Origin of the sequence: Amycolatopsis acididurans (genome assembly GCF_012328925.1) — a bacterium.
GTDB lineage: Bacteria > Actinomycetota > Actinomycetes > Mycobacteriales > Pseudonocardiaceae > Amycolatopsis_E > Amycolatopsis_E acididurans.
The window spans coordinates 10,990-26,941 of record NZ_JAAXLS010000011.1 but is presented as its reverse complement, the minus strand read 5'-3'; the positions used below and the strand labels follow the sequence as shown (position 1 = coordinate 26,941).

At 70.1% G+C, this 15,952-nt stretch carries 17 protein-coding genes; 12 read left to right on the top strand and 5 right to left on the bottom strand.

The genetic code is table 11. The features are described 5' to 3' along the window. Window positions 1–47: 47 nt before the first annotated feature. A complete protein-coding gene (locus HFP15_RS17935; RefSeq protein ID WP_168517034.1) occupies window positions 48–701 on the bottom strand; it encodes an ACT domain-containing protein in 654 nt (217 codons plus the stop codon). Between the two features lie 216 nt (window positions 702–917). Between HFP15_RS17935 and gatC the strand changes: the two genes are divergently transcribed. From gatC to HFP15_RS17915, 4 genes are read left to right on the top strand one after another with little or no spacing between them, the layout of a single operon-like run. After that, a complete protein-coding gene (gene gatC / locus HFP15_RS17930; RefSeq protein ID WP_168517032.1) occupies window positions 918–1,217 on the top strand; it encodes an Asp-tRNA(Asn)/Glu-tRNA(Gln) amidotransferase subunit GatC in 300 nt (99 codons plus the stop codon). Continuing rightward, entirely contained in the window at window positions 1,214–2,707 is a 1,494-nt protein-coding gene (gene gatA / locus HFP15_RS17925) for an Asp-tRNA(Asn)/Glu-tRNA(Gln) amidotransferase subunit GatA (protein ID WP_168517030.1), read from the top strand. Before gatC ends, gatA begins: the two co-directional genes overlap by 4 nt. Further along, complete coding sequence (gatB, locus tag HFP15_RS17920) at window positions 2,704–4,209, top strand: Asp-tRNA(Asn)/Glu-tRNA(Gln) amidotransferase subunit GatB (RefSeq protein ID WP_168517028.1); 1,506 nt, start codon at window positions 2,704–2,706, stop codon at window positions 4,207–4,209. The genes gatA and gatB overlap by 4 nt, the downstream gene beginning before the upstream one ends. Window positions 4,210–4,213: 4 nt before the next feature. Continuing rightward, complete coding sequence (locus HFP15_RS17915) at window positions 4,214–4,723, top strand: hypothetical protein (protein ID WP_168517026.1); 510 nt, start codon at window positions 4,214–4,216, stop codon at window positions 4,721–4,723. A 17-nt stretch (window positions 4,724–4,740) separates the two neighbouring features. Here HFP15_RS17915 and HFP15_RS17910 read toward each other — a convergent pair whose 3' ends face one another. After that, window positions 4,741–5,934, bottom strand: a complete 1,194-nt coding sequence (locus HFP15_RS17910; RefSeq protein ID WP_168517024.1) for a PQQ-dependent sugar dehydrogenase — start codon at window positions 5,932–5,934, stop codon at window positions 4,741–4,743. A 63-nt stretch (window positions 5,935–5,997) separates the two neighbouring features. On the opposite strand from HFP15_RS17910, the gene HFP15_RS17905 reads away from it, so the two are divergent. From HFP15_RS17905 to HFP15_RS17895, 3 genes are read left to right on the top strand one after another with little or no spacing between them, the layout of a single operon-like run. Then, window positions 5,998–6,912 (top strand): 2-hydroxyacid dehydrogenase, encoded by a 915-nt coding sequence (locus HFP15_RS17905; RefSeq protein ID WP_168517022.1) that lies wholly within the window; start codon window positions 5,998–6,000, stop codon window positions 6,910–6,912. 48 nt (window positions 6,913–6,960) lie between these two features. After that, on the top strand, window positions 6,961–7,590 hold the full coding sequence (locus HFP15_RS17900; protein ID WP_312871634.1) for a DoxX family protein: 630 nt from the start codon (window positions 6,961–6,963) through the stop codon (window positions 7,588–7,590). Between the two features lie 34 nt (window positions 7,591–7,624). Next, window positions 7,625–7,885 (top strand): hypothetical protein, encoded by a 261-nt coding sequence (locus HFP15_RS17895; RefSeq protein WP_168517018.1) that lies wholly within the window; start codon window positions 7,625–7,627, stop codon window positions 7,883–7,885. Window positions 7,886–8,041: 156 nt separating this feature from the next. On the opposite strand, the gene HFP15_RS17890 is transcribed toward HFP15_RS17895, so the two are convergent. Both HFP15_RS17890 and ilvD read right to left on the bottom strand, forming a co-directional pair. Continuing rightward, complete coding sequence (locus HFP15_RS17890; RefSeq protein ID WP_168517016.1) at window positions 8,042–8,629, bottom strand: hypothetical protein; 588 nt, start codon at window positions 8,627–8,629, stop codon at window positions 8,042–8,044. Further along, a complete protein-coding gene (gene ilvD / locus HFP15_RS17885; RefSeq protein WP_168517014.1) occupies window positions 8,629–10,473 on the bottom strand; it encodes a dihydroxy-acid dehydratase in 1,845 nt (614 codons plus the stop codon). Before ilvD ends, HFP15_RS17890 begins: the two co-directional genes overlap by 1 nt. A 213-nt stretch (window positions 10,474–10,686) precedes the next feature. On the opposite strand from ilvD, the gene HFP15_RS17880 reads away from it, so the two are divergent. From HFP15_RS17880 to HFP15_RS17860, 5 genes are all read left to right on the top strand, one after another. Further along, window positions 10,687–12,333 carry a purine-cytosine permease family protein gene (locus HFP15_RS17880; RefSeq protein WP_168517011.1) on the top strand — a complete coding sequence of 549 codons (1,647 nt, stop codon included), beginning with the start codon at window positions 10,687–10,689 and terminating at the stop codon, window positions 12,331–12,333. Continuing rightward, window positions 12,333–12,926 carry a cysteine hydrolase family protein gene (locus HFP15_RS17875; RefSeq protein WP_168517009.1) on the top strand — a complete coding sequence of 198 codons (594 nt, stop codon included), beginning with the start codon at window positions 12,333–12,335 and terminating at the stop codon, window positions 12,924–12,926. Before HFP15_RS17880 ends, HFP15_RS17875 begins: the two co-directional genes overlap by 1 nt. A gap of 77 nt (window positions 12,927–13,003) precedes the next feature. Continuing rightward, window positions 13,004–13,744: a GntR family transcriptional regulator gene (locus tag HFP15_RS17870; protein WP_246271820.1), complete on the top strand. Its 741-nt coding sequence runs from the start codon at window positions 13,004–13,006 to the stop codon at window positions 13,742–13,744. Further along, window positions 13,741–15,159 carry an amidase gene (locus tag HFP15_RS17865; protein WP_168517007.1) on the top strand — a complete coding sequence of 473 codons (1,419 nt, stop codon included), beginning with the start codon at window positions 13,741–13,743 and terminating at the stop codon, window positions 15,157–15,159. The genes HFP15_RS17870 and HFP15_RS17865 overlap by 4 nt, the downstream gene beginning before the upstream one ends. Further along, a complete protein-coding gene (locus HFP15_RS17860) occupies window positions 15,156–15,350 on the top strand; it encodes a hypothetical protein (RefSeq protein ID WP_168517005.1) in 195 nt (64 codons plus the stop codon). Before HFP15_RS17865 ends, HFP15_RS17860 begins: the two co-directional genes overlap by 4 nt. Here HFP15_RS17860 and HFP15_RS17855 read toward each other — a convergent pair. Continuing rightward, complete coding sequence (locus HFP15_RS17855; protein WP_312871633.1) at window positions 15,347–15,799, bottom strand: PH domain-containing protein; 453 nt, start codon at window positions 15,797–15,799, stop codon at window positions 15,347–15,349. The two genes, HFP15_RS17860 and HFP15_RS17855, sit on opposite strands and share 4 nt — an antisense overlap. Window positions 15,800–15,952 lie beyond the last annotated feature (153 nt).

Here is a 15,952-nt window from a genome sequence, read left to right as displayed (position 1 = left end):
CCCCGTGTTGGCGGCACGACCCCTGACGCACTGACGCCGAGGACCGCTCAGCCGTCGAGGACGACCGCCACGATCCCGGCGAAATGTGCCAGCCTGGCGACCTCGGCGGCCCGGAACAGTGGCCCGCCTGGCCTGCCGACCAGCAGCGCCTTGCCCGGTTTGCCGAGCGGGGTCGCGGCGAGTTCGGTGCCCAGTTCCTGCCACGTCTCGGGCACCCAGGATTCCTCGCCGTCCAGCACGGTGGCGCGTTCCAGCGGCAGCCACGGCAGCTCGGTGATGGGCACCTCCGGCGCGGCGCTGGACGACGCGAGCCGCTGAATCCCGTCGCCCGCCTGAGTGACCACGATGGACCAGCCGGCCCGGATGATCCGCGGCACGCCCTCGACCAGGGTCGCCAGCCCGGACGCCGGTGCCGCGGCGATCTCCTCGACGAGTTCGAGTTCGCGATGCGTGTCCAGCACGCCGGCGTAGGGGCGGACCGCGTCGACCTCGACGCCCGGCACGCTTTCCGCCGCCGTGATCAACGCGTCGGGCAGGCGGCCCGAGGGCAGTTCGATCACGAGGTCGTCGATCGCGACGCCGCCCGTGCGCTCCACCACGTCCACGCTGAGAATGTCCGCCCCGATCGTGCCGAGCGCCGTCGCGACAGCACCCAGGGTGCCTGGCGAGTCCGGGAGCTGCACCCGGATCAGGAAGGACACGCGAACCCCTCTCGGGAATGGGCGCCCCAGCCTTGCCGTGAAGCGCACGCCGGCCGCTGATTGTGACAGACGGAGCCTGCTGCCGGGAGTGACTGTCCGCGTACCGAGACCGTTCCGCACACAAGCTGTGCATAACCCAGTCGAGCCGCCGAGGGCGTCCGCCATAGACTTGCTGCTTACCGAACCCATGCACAGCACACCCCGGGAGTAACCCGCGTGCCCAACATTTCGCGTGACGAGGTCGCGCACCTCGCCAAACTCGCCAGGCTGGCGGTCACCGAGGACGAGCTCGACGTTTTCGCAGGTCAGCTCGACCAGATCCTTGATGCCGTCGCGAAGGTCGGGGAAGTCGCGCAGAACGACATCCCGCCGACGTCGCATGCCGTGCCGCTGACCAACATCTTCCGGGAGGACACCGTCCGCCCGAGTCTGTCGCAGCAGCAGGCGCTGGCCGGCGCGCCGGCCGCCGAGGAGGGGCGTTTCCGGGTGCCGCGGATTCTGGGGGAGGAACAGTGACCGACTTAACAAGGCTCACGGCGGCCGATCTCGCGGAGAAAATCCACGGCCGGGAGGTGTCCTCGGTCGAGGTGACCCAGGCCCACCTGGACCGGATCGCGCAGGTCGACGGCGCCGTGCACGCGTTCCTGCATGTCGACGCCGAGGGTGCGCTGGCCGCCGCGAAGGCGGTGGACGAGGCCGCCACGCCGGCGTCGCCGCTGGCGGGCGTGCCGCTGGCGCTCAAGGACGTGCTGACCACCAAGGGCATCCCCACCACATGCGGGTCGAAGACCCTCGAAGGCTGGATCCCGCCCTACGACGCGACCGTGACGCGCAAGCTCCGGGAAGCGGGTGTGCCGATCCTCGGCAAGACCAACATGGACGAGTTCGCGATGGGCTCCTCCACCGAGAACTCGGCGTTCGGCGCGACGCGCAACCCGTGGGACCGGGAGCGCATCCCCGGCGGTTCGGGCGGTGGCTCGTCGGCGTCGCTGGCCGCGTTCGAGGCGCCGCTGGCCATCGGCACCGACACCGGCGGCTCGATCCGCCAGCCCGGCGCGGTGACCGGCACCGTCGGCGTGAAGCCCACCTACGGCGGGGTTTCCCGGTACGGACTTGTCGCGTTCTCCTCGTCACTGGACCAGGCCGGCCCGTGCGCGCGCACGGTGCTCGACGCCGCGCTGCTGCACGAGGTCATCGCCGGTCACGACCCGCTCGACTCCACCTCGATCGACGCGCCGGTGCCGCCGGTCGTCGCCGCGGCGCGCGAGGGCCTCAAGGGTGATCTCAAGGGCATCAAGGTCGGCGTGGTCAGCGAGTTCTCCGGCGAGGGTTACCAGGCCGGCGTGTCGCGGTCCTTCGAGGCCGCTGTCGAGCAGTTGCGCGCGCTCGGCGCCGAGGTCGTCGAGGTCTCGTGCCCGAACTTCACCTACGCGCTGCCCGCCTACTACCTGATCGCGCCGAGCGAGGCCTCCTCCAACCTCGCCCGCTTCGACGCCATGCGTTACGGCCTGCGGGTTGCCGACGACGGCGAGCACAGCGCCGAGGAAGTCATGGCGCTGACCCGCGAGGCCGGGTTCGGCGCGGAGGTCAAGCGGCGCATCATGCTCGGCACGTACGCGCTGTCCTCGGGCTACTACGACGCCTACTACGGCTCGGCCCAGAAGGTCCGCACCTTGATCACACGGGACTTTGCCGCCGCCTTCGAGAAGGTGGACGTGCTCGTGTCGCCGACCACGCCCACCACGGCGTTCAAGATCGGCGAGCGCGTGGACGACCCGCTGGCCATGTACCTGTCCGACATCTGCTCGATTCCCGCGAACCTGGCGGGCAACGCCGCGATGAGCGTCCCGAGTGGACTGTCCGAAGAGGACAACCTGCCGGTAGGGCTGCAGATCATGGCGCCCGCGCTGGCCGACGAGCGGCTCTACCGCGTCGGCGCGGCGTACGAGGTGGCGCGAGGCCCGATCCTGGACCGGATTCCGGAGCTGAAGGGGGTGTCGGCGTGACCGCGGTCGCCGACCTGATGGACTACGCCGAGGTCATCGAGCGGTTCGACCCGGTGCTCGGACTCGAGGTGCACGTCGAGCTCAACACGAACACGAAGATGTTCTGCGGCTGCGAGAACACCTTCGGCGGCGAGCCCAACACGCACGTCTGCCCGACCTGCCTCGGCCTGCCCGGCTCGCTGCCGGTCGTCAACGGCAAGGCGGTCGAGTCCGCGATCCGCATCGGGCTCGCGCTCAACTGCGAGATCGCGCCGTGGTGCCGCTTCGCCCGGAAGAACTACTTCTATCCGGACATGCCGAAGAACTTCCAGACCTCGCAGTACGACGAGCCGATCGCGTTCAACGGCTACCTCGACGTGACGCTGGACGACGGTGAGGTCGTGCGGGTCGAGATCGAGCGCGCGCACATGGAGGAGGACACCGGCAAGTCGCTGCACATCGGCGGCGCGACCGGCCGGATCCATGGTGCCGAGCACTCGCTGCTGGACTACAACCGCGCCGGCGTGCCGCTGATCGAGATCGTCACGAAGCCGATCGCCGGCACGGGGGAGCGGGCGCCCGAGGTGGCGCGCGCGTACGTCACCGCGCTGCGGGATCTGTTGCGGGCGCTGGGTGTTTCCGACGTGCGGATGGACCAGGGATCGCTGCGGTGCGACGCGAACGTGTCGCTCATGGCCAAGGACGCGAGCGAGTTCGGCACGCGCACCGAGACGAAGAACGTCAACTCGCTGCGCAGCGTCGAGCGTGCCGTGCGGTACGAGATGACGCGGCAGGCCGCGGTGCTGGCCGGCGGCGGCACGGTGACGCAGGAGACGCGCCACTTCCAGGAGGCCGACGGCACCACCTCGTCCGGGCGCACCAAGGAGACCGCGGAGGACTACCGGTACTTCCCGGAGCCCGACCTGGTGCCGATGGCGCCGACGAAGGAGTGGATCGAGCAGCTGCGCGGCACGCTGCCCGAGATGCCGGCGGCGCGGCGCAAGCGGATCCAGACCGAGTGGGAGCTGACGGCCGAGGAGCTGCGGGACCTGTTCAACTCGGGTGCCGTGGAGCTGGTCGAGGCCACGGTCGCGGCCGGGGCGAAGCCGGGCGACGCGCGTGGCTGGTGGGTCAACTTCCTGACGCAGGAGGCCAACGCGCGCGAGGTCGAGCTGGCCGCGCTGGCGATCACCCCGGCGCAGGTCGCGCGGGTGATCGAGCTGGTCGCCTCCGGGGAGCTGACCAACAAGCTCGCGCGTGAGGTCGTCAAGGGCGTGCTCGAGGGCGAGGGCGAGCCGGACGAGGTCGTGGACAAGCGCGGCCTGAAGGTCGTCTCGGACGACTCGGCGCTGCTCGCGGCCGTGGACGAGGCATTGGCGGCGCAGCCGGACGTCGCGGAGAAGATCCGGGGCGGCAAGGTCGCCGCGGCCGGTGCGATCGTCGGTGCCGTGATGAAGGCGACGAAGGGCCAGGCCGACGCGAAGCGCGTGCGTGAGCTGATCATCGAGCGGGTCGGCGCCTGAACCGATGGCTTTCTCGGCGCGCGAGGTCTCGTGGCGCGAGTGGGTCGCACTGGGGTCGGGGCTCGTCGCGGTGGGGACGTTGTTCCTGCCGTGGACGAACCTGACCGCGACCAACCAGGACGCGGAGGAGGCACTGCGGGAGTCGCCCGCGGGTGAGGTCGCGCGGAACGCCTTCACCACGGGCTTCCTGGCGTACGCGGGGCCGTTGCTGTTGCTGCTGGCCGGAATCGCGGTGGCGGTTCTCGGTCAGAACCGGAAGGCCAGGGTCAGCGGGCTGCCGCACCTGTGGCTGATCGCGTCACTGGTGGCGCTGGTGCTCATGGTGCTGGGCTGGGTGGTCATCGACCGCCAGTTCGACGAGGACGCGCGGCTGCTGCTGGAACAGGGTGGCGTGGGGATCTACGGCGGGTTCGGGCGGTACCTGGCGCTGGTGTGCTGTCTGGTGTCGCTGTTCGCGGCGACGTGGGACGTGCGGCTGGCGCGGCGGCGGGGGACGCCTGCCAACCGGCGGTGAGAGTGCGGGCGCTGCCGCTAGTCCTTGCCGGTGCCGCCGTTGGGGCTCGGCTGCAGCTGGATGACCACGACGCGGTCGTCGCTGCTCACCGGCTTGCCGCCGTCCTTGTTGACCGTCCCCACCAGCGCGAACTGGCTGCTGATCGGGTCCATGCCGCCGTACCGGCCGTAGCCCGTGCCGTTCTTGCCGTCCATGATCGCCTTGGGCCGGCCGCCGACCGCACCGTCGAGCGTGATCGGGACCTGCTGGACGTTGCCCGCCGTCGACGTGCCGATCATGACCGAATCGCCGCCGTCGGCACAGCCCGCGAGGCCCGGCTTGTCCGGCCACGTCCAGGCGGGCACCGCCAGTGACGCGCCCGCCTGCACCCGGAAGAGCACGTCCTGCGTGGAGGACCTGTCGGTGAGCCACACCCGCGAACCGTCGGCGGCCTTGCAGAGCCCACCGGGGGAGTGCACGCCGGTCGCATAGGTGCGCGAACCGTCCGCCGGGTTGCCCTTCGCGGCCGCGCCGGCCGTGTCGATACGCAGGATCTTGCCCGCCAGCGAAGCCGGGTCGGCGGCCGCCGACGCGTTGCCCGCGTCGCCGGTGGCCACGAGCAGCGCACCCTTGCCGTCCGAGGTGATCGCGCCGCGGTTGCCCGTCGCACCCTTCGGAATGCCGGTGAGCACCGGCTTCGGCGCCTGGCCCTTGGTGAAGCGCACGACCCGGTTGTCCGTGGCCGTGGTGATGTAGGCGAAAACCAGCTGGTCCTCGGCATAGGTCGGGGACAGCGCGAGCCCGGTGAGACCGCCGTCGCCCGACGCGTCGACCTGCAGGCTCGTCAGCTCGGTGGCGGCCTTCCCGGCCGTGACCAGCATGACGCGGCCGCTCTTGCGCTCGCCGGCCAGTGCGCTCGGGGTCGAGCCGTCACCGGGCAGCGCGGCCACCGCCGACACCGTGTCCAGGCAGGTCGCGATGACCGCCTTGTCGTAGTCCGTGCAGCCCTGCGGCGGGGGTACCGGGGTCGGGGCCGGATTCGGCCGGGCCGAGTTGCCGCTCGAGTTGCCGTCGATCTCCGGAAGTTGTGGCTGAGGCCCGGCGGGGGCGCTCAGCTGCGGCGCGGGCGCGAACGTCTGGCCCGCCGCGCGGTCGTCGAACTTGGCGCAGCCGGACAGCACGAGTCCCGCGGCCGCGAGCAGCCACGGTGTCCTCCCCAACCGGATATGCATAGATCACCAGCCTAAAACCCCATACGTGAGCAACCGGTAAGCGCCCTGGCTACGGTGGCCACCGTGACTCTGACTGTGCTGGTACCCGACGAGGACGGTGTTCAAGCGCTGGAGAAGGTGCCGGGCGTCAAGGCCGTCCGCTACTCCTGGGACGAGCCACTGCCGCCCGAGGCCGAAGACGCCGAGGTGCTGATTCCCGGCGTCCGCCCGGCCGGGGACTGCGCGGCGTTGCTGGACCGGATGCCGAACCTGAAGCTCGTCCAGCTGCTGTCCGCCGGCGCCGACGAATGGCTCGACGTGCTGCCCGACGGGGTACTGCTGTCGACCTGCCGTGGCGCGCACGGCGGCAGCACCGCCGAGTGGGTCGTGGCCGCTCTGCTGGCGATGTACCGCGAGACGACCGAATTCGCGGCCGCGCGGCGTGCGCAGCGCTGGGACCAGCACACGACGGATACGTTGCAGGACAAGCGTGTTCTCATTATCGGCGCCGGCGATCTCGGTGACCAGCTGCGCCGCAGGCTCGAACCGTTCGACGCGGCCGTGACGCTGGTGGGCTCCACCTCGCGCGACGGCGTGCGGTCCGTGGACGAGCTGCCGGAGTTGCTGGGCACGCAGGACGTGGTCGTGCTGATGGTGCCGCTGACCTCGCGTACGCGGGGCATGGCCGGCGCGGATTTCCTGGCCGCCATGGGGGATGGCGCCGTGCTGGTCAACGCCGCGCGCGGGCCCGTCGTGGACACGGCCGCGTTGCTGACCGAACTGGAGTCCGGGCGGCTGCGTGCGGCACTCGACGTCACCGATCCGGAACCACTGCCCGCGGGTCATCCATTGTGGACGGCGCCGAACCTCCTGCTGACACCGCACGTCGCCGGTTCGGTGAAGGGATCGCAGCGGCGTTCCTACGCTGTGGCCGCGGCGGAAATCGAACGGTATGTCAGCGGCGAACTTCCGCACAATCTCGTGCACGGAGAATATTGACGAAAGAAAGTGCTGCGTTGAAACCCGTTCATGGCCTACTCTGCGCGCGTGACAACCCAAAGCGATGAGTACGGCCGCCACAACGTCTTCGAGGATTCGGGCTATTACGAAGCGCAGCGCCCGGATTCCGAGATCGCCGAACCAGAGGACCGTTTGGCCTACGACGATGCGCCGGTCAGCCGGTGGCACGGCGGGCTGGACTTCGGCCTGCTGGTGCTGCGGATCGTGCTCGGCGTCGCATTGGGGGCACACGGTTTGCAGAAGGTGTTCGGTCTTTTCGGCGGGCCCGGCATCGCCGAGTTCGCACGGACGCTCGCCGAACAGGGCTATACGTCGCAGACAACGGTGCTGGCCTGGGTGGGCGGGGTAACCGAGATCGCGGGCAGCGGGCTGCTCATTCTCGGCCTTTTCACCCCGGTCGCCGCCGGCGCTTTGCTCGCCGTCACGGCGAACGCCGTTTACCTGACGTATCACCAAGGTTTCTTCCAGCACGGCGAAGGCGGCTTCGAGTACCACGCGGTGCTCGCCGGTGTCGCACTCGCGCTGCTGTTCACCGGCCCCGGCCGGATCGCCATCGACGTGCACACCCCGTGGCGGCGCAAGCCATGGCCGTTCGGCATCGCGTTCCTCATCCTGGCCGCGGGCGCCGTCGCGGTGCTGATCACGGCATTCCGGTAGGAGGACACGCGCCGGACTCGATAACGTTCACGGCGTGGTGAATGTTGTCGGGGCCGGGCTGATCGCACTGGTCGCGCTGTGGATTCTGGCCGACCGGATCCGCCCCTGGACGCAGAACGCCGACGCGGCGCGGCGGTTCGTCCTGCGCGAGCTGGCGAGGGTGCGGCCGCCGGGGGAACCGTCCGAGGTGCCGATCTGGGCCGCACATCCGTTGTCGGAGGCGATGATCACCGAGTTGGCCCGGTTGCAGGGATTCTCCCGCTGGCCGCTGGCAACAACGGTCATGGCTGGCTGAGAAAGAGCTGATCGCTCCGCCCGCTGGGAGCTGGCAGTTGCGCGACGACCAGCTGACCAAGGGCGAGAGGCTGCGCCGCTGCGCTCTAGTGCTCAGCGGCATTGCCGCAGCGAAGGCGTGCGTCGCCCAGCGGCGACGTGCGGCGAACCATCGCCCCTAGTGCAGGTACTCGGTCGCCAGCGTCACGAGCTCATCGGCCGGCTCCCGCGCCTCCGGGTCCAGTTCGGCCGCCGCCGCGGCCAGGCGGGCGATGTCTTCGCGCCATTGGCCCGTCGCCGTGGCTTCGGACTTGACGTTGATCAGCGCCCGGTCCAGCAGGCTCACGGCGGTGGCCGGCTGCCCCCGCAGCACGGCCCTGACCGTCGCGATCCCGTCCGCCAGTGCGCTCGCCGCCGGGGGCTCGTCCACCGCCGCATCGTCCGGGCAGGACTCGGCGCGGACGTCGAGGTCCAGCTGCCAGAACAGCGGCAGGTCCCGGAACGACGCGAGCACCCGCCACCGCTGGGCGGACTCCTGCGTGCGCACCGTCGCGACCGGCCACACCTGCTCCAGCACCCCGGTCAACCCGGCGACCGCGTCGGCGAACTCGTCGTCGGGGACGGTCCATCTCAGGTCGACATCGCTGAAGACGTCGGCGGTGCCCCGGGCCAGCGAACCGCTCAGGTCGGTTCGCGAGCCGGGGCACGCCGACGTCAGTGCACGCCGCAGTTCTCGCGCGAGCGCGTCGCGGTGTGCGGTGTCCATCAGCGGTTGACGTCGCGGACGGCGCCACGGTCGGCCGAGGTGGCCATTCTCGCGTAGGCGCGCAACGCCGCGGTGACCGGACGTTGCCGCTCCGCGGGCTGCCACGGCCGCTCGCTGGCCTCCATCTTCGCGCGGCGCTCGGCGAGCACCGCGTCGTCGACCAGCAGCTCCAGCTTCCGCTCGTGCACGTCGATCAGCACCTGGTCGCCGTCGGCGACGAGCCCGATCACGCCACCCGAGGCGGCCTCCGGCGAGATGTGCCCGACCGAGATACCCGACGAGCCACCGGAGAACCGGCCGTCGGTGATCAGCGCGCACTTCTTGCCAAGGCCGGCGCCCTTGAGGAACGCCGTCGGGTGCAGCATCTCCTGCATACCCGGCCCGCCCGCGGGACCCTCGTAGCGGATCACCAGGACGTCACCGGGCTGCACCTGCTTGCCGAGGATCGCCGACACGGCTTCCTCCTGGCTTTCCAGCACGCGCGCGGGACCCTGGAAGCGCCACAGCGACTCCTCGACGCCCGCGGCCTTGATCACCGCGCCGTCCTCGGCGAGGTTGCCGCGCAGGATCGCCAGCCCGCCGTCCTTGGTGTAGGCGTGCTCGATGTCGCGAATGCACCCACCGGCGGCGTCGGTGTCCAAAGAGGACCAGCGATTCTCGGTCGAGAACGCCTCCGTGGTGCGGACCCCGCCCGGAGCAGCGTGGAACAGCTCGACCGCGGCCTCGGACGGCGACGCGGCGCGAATGTCCCAAGTGGACAGCCACTGCTCGAGCGAGGGCGAGTGCACCGAATGCACGTCGGTGTTGAGCAGCCCGGCCCGGTACAGCTCGCCGAGGATCGCGGGGATGCCACCGGCGCGGTGCACGTCCTCCATGTGGTAGTCCGAGTTCGGCGCGACCTTCGACAGGCACGGCACGCGGCGGCCGATCGCGTCGATGTCGTCGATCGTGAAGTCGACCTCGCCCTCCTGCGCGGCGGCGAGGATGTGCAGCACGGTGTTCGTCGAACCGCCCATGGCCATGTCGAGCGCCATCGCGTTCTCGAACGCCTTCTTGGTCGCGATCGACCGCGGCAGCGCGCTCTCGTCGTCCTGCTCGTACCAGCGCTTGGCCAGCTCGACGACGGTGCGGCCCGCGTTCTCGAACAGCGCGCGCCGCGCGGCGTGCGTCGCGAGGGTGGAACCGTTGCCCGGCAAGGAAAGCCCGAGCGCCTCGGTGAGGCAGTTCATCGAGTTCGCGGTGAACATACCCGAGCACGACCCGCACGTGGGGCACGCCGAGCGCTCCACAATGGACAGCCCGTCCTCGTCGACCTCGGAGCTGGCCGAGGCCGAGATCGCGGTGATCAGGTCGGTGGGCGCCTGCGCGACACCGCCGACCACGACGGCCTTCCCGGCCTCCATCGGCCCGCCCGAGACGAACACCGTCGGGATGTTCAGCCGCATCGCGGCGTTGAGCATGCCCGGGGTGATCTTGTCGCAGTTGGAGATGCACACCAGCGCGTCGGCCTGGTGCGCGTTGACCATGTACTCCACCGAGTCCGCGATGATCTCGCGCGAGGGCAGCGAGTACAGCATGCCCGAGTGCCCCATCGCGATCCCGTCGTCCACCGCGATCGTGTGGAACTCCCGTGCTACCCCGCCGGCCTCCTTGACCGCCTCGGCCACGATCTCGCCGAGGTCCTTGAGGTGTACGTGACCGGGCACGAACTGGGTGTAGGAGTTGGCGATCGCCACGATCGGCTTGCCGAAGTCGCTGTCGGTCATGCCGGTGGCCCGCCACAGGGAACGGGCACCCGCGGCGTTGCGGCCGTGGGTAGTGGTTCGGGAACGCAGCTGAGGCATGACCTTGAGGTTACGCCCGCCTTGATCAGGCGTGATCAGGCGGCGGCCCATCGGGCGGCAGGACCGGCGGAACCGCGACCGGATCGTGGGAATCCGCAGCTCAACGGCCCGTGCGGCCCGCGTCGAGCGGCGTAACCGGGCGCAACGCGTCCCGACATCCGGGGGAAATACGCCGCTGGGACCTTCGCCTTCACTCGAGCGAAGGGATCGGGAATGGGCCTCGCTGACAACCCGCAAATGGAGGACTACTCGCTGCGGTACACGCCCGCGGCGTTTCGCAAGTGGTCGCCGTGGATGGTGTTCCTGTCCTGCCTCGTCGGTATTTCCGCGATGGCGGGCTACGCGCTGGACGCGGCGTTCGTGGACGAGTTCGGCTTCGCCAACTCGCTCATCGGATTCGGGGTCGCCGCCGCGGTGACCCTGCCGCTGACACTGGTGATCGCGTTCGCCATCGCCCGTAAGCACGTCGACATCGACCTGCTGACGCGCGGATCCGGTTTCGGCTACCTCGGCTCGACGCTGACGTCGCTGGTGTACGCGACCTACACGTTGATCTTCCTCGCCTACGAGGGCGCGATCATGGCGCAGGCGGTCACCGCGCTGACGCATGTGGACATCCACATCTCCTACGTCGTGGTGTCCGCGGTGATGATCCCGCTGACGCTGTACGGGATGTCGTTCAGCGCCAAGTTCCAGGCGTGGACCTGGCCGATCTGGGTCGCGCTGATCGGGCTCGCGCTGGGCACCGCGGCGACCGCGCCGGACGCGGGGCAGAACATGGTGCACCCCGCGACGGTCTCGCCGACCGGGCTGGCCGGGCTGACCGTGCTCGCGGTGTTCACCATCGCCGCCGCGCAGCTCTCGCTGGCCACGCAGGTGGGGGAGCAGGGCGACTACCTGCGCCTGATGCCCGATCCGCACGGCGGCAACCGCGGCCGGTGGCGGCTCGCGGTGATCATGGGCGGCCCCGGGTTCGCACTGTTCGCGGTGGGCATCTTCTTCGCCTCGACGCTGCTGGTGGGCTACGCGTCGACGAAGACGGGCGCCGATCACGTCGGGGTGCCGGTGGACCTGTTCACCGTCGTCTACGAGCGGCTGACCGGCAACCACACGGTCGCGCTCATCCTCGCCGGGCTCCTTGTGCTGCTGTCCCAGATCAAGATCAACATCATGAACACCTACTCGGGGTCGCTGTCCTGGTCGAACTTCTTCTCCCGGCTGCTGCACCGCCACCCCGGCCGCGCCGCATGGGTGTTCCTGCAGGTGGGACTGTCGCTGGTGCTCATGGAGATCGACATCTTCAGCCACATCGTGGAAGTGCTCGCCTGGTACTCCAACGTCGGCGTCGCCTGGATCGCCGCGATGGTGTCCGACCTGGTGATCAACAAGCGGTGGCTCAAGCTCGCGCCGCCGAACCTGGTGTTCCACCGCGCGCATCTCTACAACGTCAACCCGGTCGGCTTCGGCTCGATGATCGTCGCCGGTGCGGTCTCGATGATCGCCTACTACGGCGCCTTCGGGCCGACCGCCGCCGCGCTGTCCCCGTTCATCGCGCTGGTCGTGGCCGTGGTGCTGCCCCCGGTGGTCGCGTTCGCCACGAAGGGCCGCTGGTACATCGCGCGGACCTCGGAGCTGCCCGCCAACGACGGCGAACTGCCGTGCTCGGCCTGCGGCGGCGACTACGACGTGGCCGACATGGCGACCTGCCCGTTCCACGGCGGCACCGTCTGCTCGCTGTGCTGCTCGACCGAAGGCGCGTGCAAGGACGCCTGCAAACCCAGCGCGTGGCGCCCGCCCAAGGGCGCGGTGCCGCTCGGCATGCCCGGTTTCACCCCTGAGAAAGAACTGGAGGTCGCGTGATGAAGGCGATGGTCGTCGTCGACATGCAGAACGGTTTCTGTCACCCCGATGGCTCGCTGCCCAAGCTCGGCATGGGGCTGGCGGGCGCGCAGGAGGCCGTGGCCAACGCAGCGATCGCCGTGGCGCACGCTCGCGAGACGGGGATGCCGGTGGTGTTCACCCGGCACGTGTACCGGCCGGGCTACCACGACGAGGGCCCGTGGCTGGGCAACCGCACGCCCGACCTCGCCGCGGTCGGCGGCCTGCTCGCGGGCAGCTGGGACGGCGACGTGGTGGACGAACTCGGCCGCGGGCCCGAGGACCTCGTGGTCGACAAGTGCCGGCTGGACGCGTTCCAGTGGACCTCGCTCGAACCGCTGCTGCGCGGGCTCGGCGTGACGGAGCTCGTGGCGTGCGGGGTCGTCACGAACTTCTGTGTCGAGACCACCGTGCGGTCGGCGATCATGCGGGACTTCGAGGTCACGTTGCTCGAAGACTGTTGTGCCGCACAGACTTCGCGGCTGCACGAGATCGGCATCGAGGTCATGCGGGACTGCGGTTTCGCGACCGTCGTGCCGGTGGCCGAGTTCGCCAGGACTCCGGTGGCGGCCTGATGATCGCATCGGCAAGTAACACCGGGGTCATTCAGCGGAGACCGGCAGGCAATGGCTCGTACCTAGCGTCTCGCAAGATGAGGCCGGTTTCTCAGCAGCAACGGGTCCACGACGTCCGCAGGCTGCGGGACATGCTGCGCGGGGCGGTACAAGGCGGCTGGTACCCCGACGGCCAGCTGCCCAGCGAGGCGGAGCTGATGGCGACGCACAACGCGTCGCGCGCCACGGTGCGGGCGGCGTTGACGCTGCTGCGTGCCGAGGGGCTGATCGAGCGCACCCAGGGGATCGGCACGCACGTCGTCGTCAAGCCGGTGAAGACGTCGCTGCCCGAGGCGCACGGCGTGATCAAGCCGTCCAGGGAAAGCCTGTGGAACCGGCGGATGCGGCCGCGCGAGATCGACCGCTCGGTGGTGCCCGCTCCCACGACGGTCGCGGCGCGGCTGGAAGTCGCGCCGGACACGCCGTGCCTGCGGCTGGAGTACGTGGCGCTGCACGACGAGGAGCCGATCGCGATCGCCACGAACTACGTGCTGTTCCCCGAGGCCGGGAAACTCCGGGACACGCCGTTCGTCTCCGACTGGTACCGGCTGCTCGAAGACGCCGGGGTCGAACTGTCGGACTCGGAGTTCATCTTCGACTGCGAACTGGCCGACGCGCCGCTGGCCGCCGCGCTCGGCATCCGCGAGGGCGCGCCGCTGATCGCGATGGAACAGCTCATCTACGACCTCGACGGTCGCCCCTTCGACCTGGCCTTCATCCACACCCGCGGCGAACGGTTCCGGTTCGTGTCGCGGGGAATTCGACAGGAGCAGGCATGACTCTCCCCAAAACCCTCACCGACGCGGCCGCCGCGCTGCGCGACGGCACTGTCACCTCCATCGAGCTGACGCAGGCCGCGATCGACACCGCCGACCGCCTGGACGCCACGATCGGCACCTACCTCGCCCGTTTCGACTCCTACGCCCTGGAACGCGCCGAGCGGGCCGACGCGGAGCTGGCGCGCGGCGAGGACCGCGGCCCGCTGCACGGAATTCCCTTCGGCGTCAAGGACATCCTCGCGATGGCCGAGGGTCCGACGACCGCGCAGAGCCTCGTCCTCGACCCCGCGTGGGGCGCGGGCAAGGACGCGCCCGTCGTCGCCCGGCTCAAGGCCGCGGGCGCGGTGATCACGGGCAAGAGCACGACGATGGAGTTCGCGTGCGGGATGCCGGATCCGGAAAAACCGTTCCCGATCCCGCGCAACCCGTGGAATCCCGACACCTGGCCGGGCGGCTCCAGCTCCGGCACCGGAAGCGGCGTCGCGGCGGGCATGTTCCTCGCCGGCCTCGGCACCGACACCGCGGGCAGCATCCGCATCCCGGCCGCGTTCTGCGGCGTCAGCGGGCTCATGCCGACGTTCGGCCGGGTGCCGAAGTCCGGTTGCGTGCCGCTGGGCTACACGCTCGACCACATCGGCCCGCTGGCCCGCAGCGCGCGGGACTGCGCGGCGGTGCTGGAGGTGATCGCCGGAGGGCACGGCAGCGACCCGGACTGCGTGGACGCGCCGTTCAGCGCACCCGAACCGACCGGCGATCTGACCGGGCTGCGGGTGGGCGTGGTGCGGGAGAACCACTTCCCGGACAACCGGGATCCCGCGCTGGACGGCGCCTTCGACGCCGCCGTGGCCGTGCTCGCCGAACAGGGCGCGACCGTCGTGGAGATCACGCTGCCGTTCTGGCAGGAGATGATCACCGTGGACATGATCACCATGGGCTGTGAGGCGCTGGCCTATCACCGCACGGACCTGACCGGCCGGTGGAACGACTACTTCCTCGCCACCCGCGCGATCCTGGCCACCGGCGCGCAGGTCTCGGGCGCGGACTACGTGCAGGCGCAGCGGGTGCGGCGGGTCGCGCAGGACGCGATCGGGCGGCTGTTCGAGACCGTGGACGTCATCGCCTCCCCCACGACCTCGGTCGGCGCGCCGAGCTACGACTCGCTCACCGGGCCGGACGGGCAGGCCGACGTCGGGGCGCTGTTCTCGATGATCCACACGCCTTACTGGGACACGCTGGGCAATCCGGTGCTGGTGGTGCCGATGGGCTTCACCGCCGGCGGGCTGCCGTTGTCGTTGCAACTGGCGGGACCGGCCTTCGGGGAGGCCACGATCCTTCGGGCCGGGGACGCGTTCCAGCAGAGCACCGACTGGCACCTGCGCGTGCCGGAAACCGTCGTGGAAGGAGCGGTCGCGTGAACGAGATCATGAAGATGCTGCTGTCGGAGGCGAAACTGCCCGCCTCCGACGCCGAGATCGGGTCCTACACCGCGGCCTACGCCGTCCAGCGCGCGTCGGTGGACGCGCTCTACGAGGTGGCCGAGGCCCGGTACGTGGATCCGGCGCTGCGCTTCCGCGCGACGGCCCGCATCCAGGACTGGGCGAGCTAGGCCGTTTCCTCAGGAGAGTCCCCGGTCGCCTCGGCCGGGGACTTCTTCGTCAGCTCGTCGGTCAGGCCGGTGGGGTCGGCGACCCGGCCGTCGCTCACCAGGGACAGCACCGGGATGTGACGGGTGCGCACGGTGGGCAGGGGCAGCTGGCTGTCGTCGGTCAGGACCGCGCGCACTTTCGAGCGGCGTGTGATGGCCAGTCCCTTCAGCGCCTCCCAGGGCACGTCGCGGTGACCGAACAGCGTTCTGATGTCCAGGCCCTGCGGAGTGGCGATGGTCCGCGTGCGCGCCACGAACACGATCAACACGAGCGGCACGACATAAAGCGCCCACAGTCCGGGCACCCCGTTGAAGGACACCGGAATAAGGCAGACCATGAGGAACACGATCGCGAGGTAGGAAATCGCGGGGATCCGGAAGACCGCCTTGCGCAGCTTTTGCTCGGTCACCCCCAGATGGTGCACCGGTGGCGCGATGGCGGACAAAGCGGGTAGTCCAACTATGGGAACGCCCAGTATCCGGGATCACGATCCCGCAGAGTTGACACCTCTCGTGACGACCCGTTAACGTCGTGGCCGTGACACCGCAGATCGGCATCGTAC